Annotated in this window: 4 protein-coding genes and 1 pseudogene; all 5 read left to right on the top strand. The window is 35.7% G+C overall.

Annotated features, from left to right (window positions below):
• The first annotated feature begins 87 nt into the window (after positions 1 to 87).
• The 5 genes and pseudogenes from FJR37_RS25555 to FJR37_RS25540 all read left to right on the top strand — a co-directional run bounded on the left by FJR37_RS25555 (position 88) and on the right by FJR37_RS25540 (position 3,727).
• A complete protein-coding gene (locus FJR37_RS25555; protein WP_168467466.1) occupies positions 88 to 387 on the top strand; it encodes a hypothetical protein in 300 nt (99 codons plus the stop codon).
• A gap of 389 nt (positions 388 to 776) precedes the next feature.
• Positions 777 to 938, top strand: a pseudogene (locus FJR37_RS27335) (DUF6516 family protein); the annotation flags it as partial.
• Positions 939 to 1,654: 716 nt separating this feature from the next.
• Entirely contained in the window at positions 1,655 to 1,945 is a 291-nt protein-coding gene (locus tag FJR37_RS25550; protein WP_039202741.1) for a DUF1778 domain-containing protein, read from the top strand.
• Positions 1,942 to 2,442 (top strand): GNAT family N-acetyltransferase, encoded by a 501-nt coding sequence (locus FJR37_RS25545; RefSeq protein ID WP_168467465.1) that lies wholly within the window; start codon positions 1,942 to 1,944, stop codon positions 2,440 to 2,442. The genes FJR37_RS25550 and FJR37_RS25545 overlap by 4 nt, the downstream gene beginning before the upstream one ends.
• 19 nt (positions 2,443 to 2,461) lie before the next feature.
• Positions 2,462 to 3,727, top strand: a complete 1,266-nt coding sequence (locus FJR37_RS25540; protein ID WP_174763482.1) for a glycosyltransferase family 4 protein — start codon at positions 2,462 to 2,464, stop codon at positions 3,725 to 3,727.
• Positions 3,728 to 3,844: the final 117 nt, after the last annotated feature.

The following is a 3,844-nucleotide window of genomic DNA, read 5'->3' as shown; positions in this document are numbered from 1 at the left end:
CCTAAAAGAGCCGCACCCATATATGATATTTATTGCCTCGAATAGTGTATAATCAAGAAAAACTTCACTAAAAACATATATATAATTATGAATACATTAGAAAAATTAGAATTGTTGAGTGAAACCTGTAGCGACAACACAGAATTAGATAGAATTATTGGACAACTTTTAAATGTAATTTTAACCCGTTATCGCCAAAAACTCGCTATCTATAACTTAGATATAGATAAATTTGAGAAAAAATATCAACTCGCTTCTGAACAATTTTTAGAACAATTTAACTCAGGAAATTTAGGAGATGAAATGGATTTTTTTGAGTGGTTCAGCTTATGCGAACTACGCAAAGATATCTTACAAAAAATCCATAAATTAGAACAAGCTTTATAAAAAATGTTAGAAATGCCGATGACTATTTGGCATGGATAAAATCTGTAATTGCACTTTGTCCAGAAGTCGTAAATGTAACCATTATTCGAGAAGAATCACAAACTGATAAAGGACTATGATGTTATCGTCTGACATTAAAAGATGGTAGCTTTTTAGAAATGTTTGAATTCTTGCAAATAGCATCAGGACAAGTAAGTAATTGGACAAAAATATTTACAGTCATTGCGAGCGAAGGGAAGCAATCACAACCCTTGCGATTGCTTCATTTCACTTCGTTCCATATGGCTAACGCCACGCTGCGCTAACGCAATGACATTGTGTAATTAATTCTATCTCACTACTTAGAAATAATTAAATATAGTTTCCATTAGCAAACTGAAAATAGAGAACTAATAAAATGTTGGGATAACGCACCCCATCATCCTGAAATTTCAACCTATCCCCATCATTTACATGATGGTTCTGAAGATTCCGTTTTTCCATATTTACCTGTTGATATTGAAGAAATTTTAAGACAAATTTCTGAACATATAAAATCTCAATTAAGTTAGTGCGATAGCGAACCGCGACCTACTAATCGGATCAAAATCATCAAAAATATTAACCTTTCCTTGCCAAAAACCCCCAATTCTCGCTCTAATGAAATGCAATGGAGGGCGCAGACCCTGCGCCCCTACGGGTTTGGCGATAAAAAACCGTACCTCATAACATCAGGAAGTGCTGTATAGCACCAGACAGGGTAGTTAGGACGTTCCGGCGGAATATCTCTACTTAGGAATGTGAATTAAATAAGGTGCAAAAGTAGGGTGTGTTAGCGACAGCGTAACGCAATACTGTTCGGTTAAGACTAAAAAACAAAAATACGTAGGTTGGGTTGAGGAACGAAACCCAACATTTTCAATGATTTTTTGGTTTTATACAATAGGTTGTTTACGTGGAAATTTTCGTTAACCGAACAGTATTGCAGCGTAACGCACCATTCCAGGTTACATCAGAATTGCAGGTTATTAAATTTGCGTTCCTTAATGGCTATAAACCTCATCCATTTTGAAACCTGAAGTAATGCGAGCATCTTGCTCGCTACTTAACAGCAGGGAGCAAGATGCTCCCACTACTTTCAATTCAATAACTATGGTTTTCATCTTAGACGGGGTTTAGCTATAATTATTACCAGAAATAGCGATTTTTTCACCAAATATTGTAATGTCATTGTCATTACAATATGCTAAAATGATTTAATCAATAATTACGCCCAAAAAAATCCACCATGACCAATAAAACAAAAAATATAACTGTGCGTAACACCCTAAATTTACGCATTAAGCCAGAAGAACGTGATTTGATAGATATGGCCGCCAAAGTGTTAGGTAAAAATAGAACTGATTTTATTTTGGCAGCAGCGCGGAATGCTGCGGAGGAAACTTTGCTGGAACGGACTATTTTTTGGGCCAGTCCAGAGGCTTATGCAGAATTTATCGCCTTACTAGATGCACCACCCCAACCTAATGAGCGTTTACGCAAAACCATGCAGACAACTCCATCTTGGGATAAAGAATGAGTTTAAGTTTAACACCACCTGAAACTCTCTCTAGTCATCACTCCTGCTCTGATTTTTCCTGTGGAGTCGCTTCTCTTGATGATTGGTTAAAACGTCGAGCTTATACTAATCAAATCAGTGGTGCAACTAGAACTTTTGTGATCTGCGTTGACAATAGAGTAGTTGGGTATTATGCCCTTGCTTCTGGAGCGATTAGTGTACAATCAGCGTTAGGTAAATTTCGGCGAAATATGCCTGACCCTATTCCGGTAGTAATTTTAGCAAGATTAGCAATAGATAGTTCTTATCAAAGTCAAGGTTTAGGACGTGCTTTATTTCGTGATGCGGCGCTAAGGGTTGTTCAAGCTGCTGATACAATTGGTATTAGAGGAATTATTGTTCATGCTATTTCTGAAGAAGCTAAGGATTTTTATTTGGCTTTAGGTTTTATTTTGTCTCCTCTTGAACCAATGACGTTGATGATTACTCTTAATGATTTACGTGATTCTATTACTTAGAAATAAATATTGAAACTTTATGAAAAATGCTGCCATAACTCCCAAACGCATTTTATTCTTACATCCCAATTTTCCCGCCCAATTTCGCCACCTCGCCACAGCTTTAGCAAAAGATGATAATTATCAAATAGTATTTACTACCAATCGTCAAGAAGGAACAATACCAGGTGTACATAAAGTTATTTATGAACCTTCCCGTCAAACTGCACCCCAAACTCATCATTATGTCCGCAATTTAGAAAATGCCGTTCTGACTGGACAAGCTGTATATCGAATCGCAGAAAACCTGAAAGCACAGGGTTTTATTCCAGATATAATTTATGGTCATTCTGGTTGGGGTCCAACATTATTTATGAAAGAAGTTTTTCCCAAAGCAGAATTATTATGTTTCTTTGAATGGTTTTATCATCCTCGCGGTTCTGATGCTGATTTTGATCCTAGTGAACCATTAAATGCAGATGATTTATGTCGAATTCGTGTAAAAAACGCCCCGATTTTAATTGATTTATATAATTGCCATAGAGGTCTTACTCCCACTAATTGGCAACATCAACAATTTCCCCCAGAATATCATAGTAAAATTAATGTTTGTCACGATGGAATTGATACTAATTTTTTTCAACCTAAGCCAGATGCTAAATTAGTTTTACCCTGCATTAATCTTGACCTTTCCCATGTCTCAGAATTAGTCACCTATGTAGGAAGAGGAATGGAACCTTATCGGGGTTTTCCTCAGTTTATGGAAGCGGTAGCATTAATTCAACAACAACGACCAAATTGCCATATTGTAGTTGTGGGAGAAGATAGAGTAGCCTATGGTAAACAGCTTCCTGATGGTAAAACCTATAAACAATTAATGTTAGAAAAACTGGATTTAGATTTATCCAGATTACACTTTACTGGTAGATTACCTTATCATGAATATCTCCAAGTATTACAAGCATCTTCAGCCCATATTTATTTAACCCGTCCCTTTGTTTTATCCTGGTCAATGATGGAAGCAATGTCAACAGGATGTTTGTTAATAGCTGCTAATACTCCACCAGTTTTAGAAGTAATTAAAGATGGGAAAAATGGACTTTTAGTAGATTTCTTTTCTCCTGAACAAATTGCAGATAAAGTCAATAAAGTTTTAGATAACTTCCAAGATATGAAAGCTATTCGTGCAGCCGCAAGAAAGACTATAGTAAATAATTATGATTTAGCAAAATTATTACCACAGCATTTAGATTGGTTGTTGAAGAAGAAAACCGCTGTTAAGTCTTATGGGTTTGCAAAAATATAAAAAATAAAATAAATACCCTCATACTTTGACAAACTAACCCCGCAGATATTAAAAAATGTATTCTGCGTTGGTTAAGTAATATTAGGAAAACTGTTGAGTTGATGTGATATGTAAGGG

The sequence above is a fragment of the Aphanizomenon sp. UHCC 0183 genome (genome assembly GCF_009712065.1).
GTDB lineage: Bacteria > Cyanobacteriota > Cyanobacteriia > Cyanobacteriales > Nostocaceae > Dolichospermum > Dolichospermum heterosporum.
The sequence above is the reverse complement of the archived record's forward strand: the minus strand, read 5'-3'. Positions and strand labels throughout refer to the sequence as shown.

Coding starts and splice junctions, on each gene's coding strand:
- FJR37_RS25550 (WP_039202741.1), top strand. CDS start 1,655: ATGACCAATAAAACAAAAAATATAACTGTGCGTAACACCCTAAATTTA.
- FJR37_RS25540 (WP_174763482.1), top strand. CDS start 2,462: ATGAAAAATGCTGCCATAACTCCCAAACGCATTTTATTCTTACATCCC.
- FJR37_RS25545 (WP_168467465.1), top strand. CDS start 1,942: ATGAGTTTAAGTTTAACACCACCTGAAACTCTCTCTAGTCATCACTCC.
- FJR37_RS25555 (WP_168467466.1), top strand. CDS start 88: ATGAATACATTAGAAAAATTAGAATTGTTGAGTGAAACCTGTAGCGAC.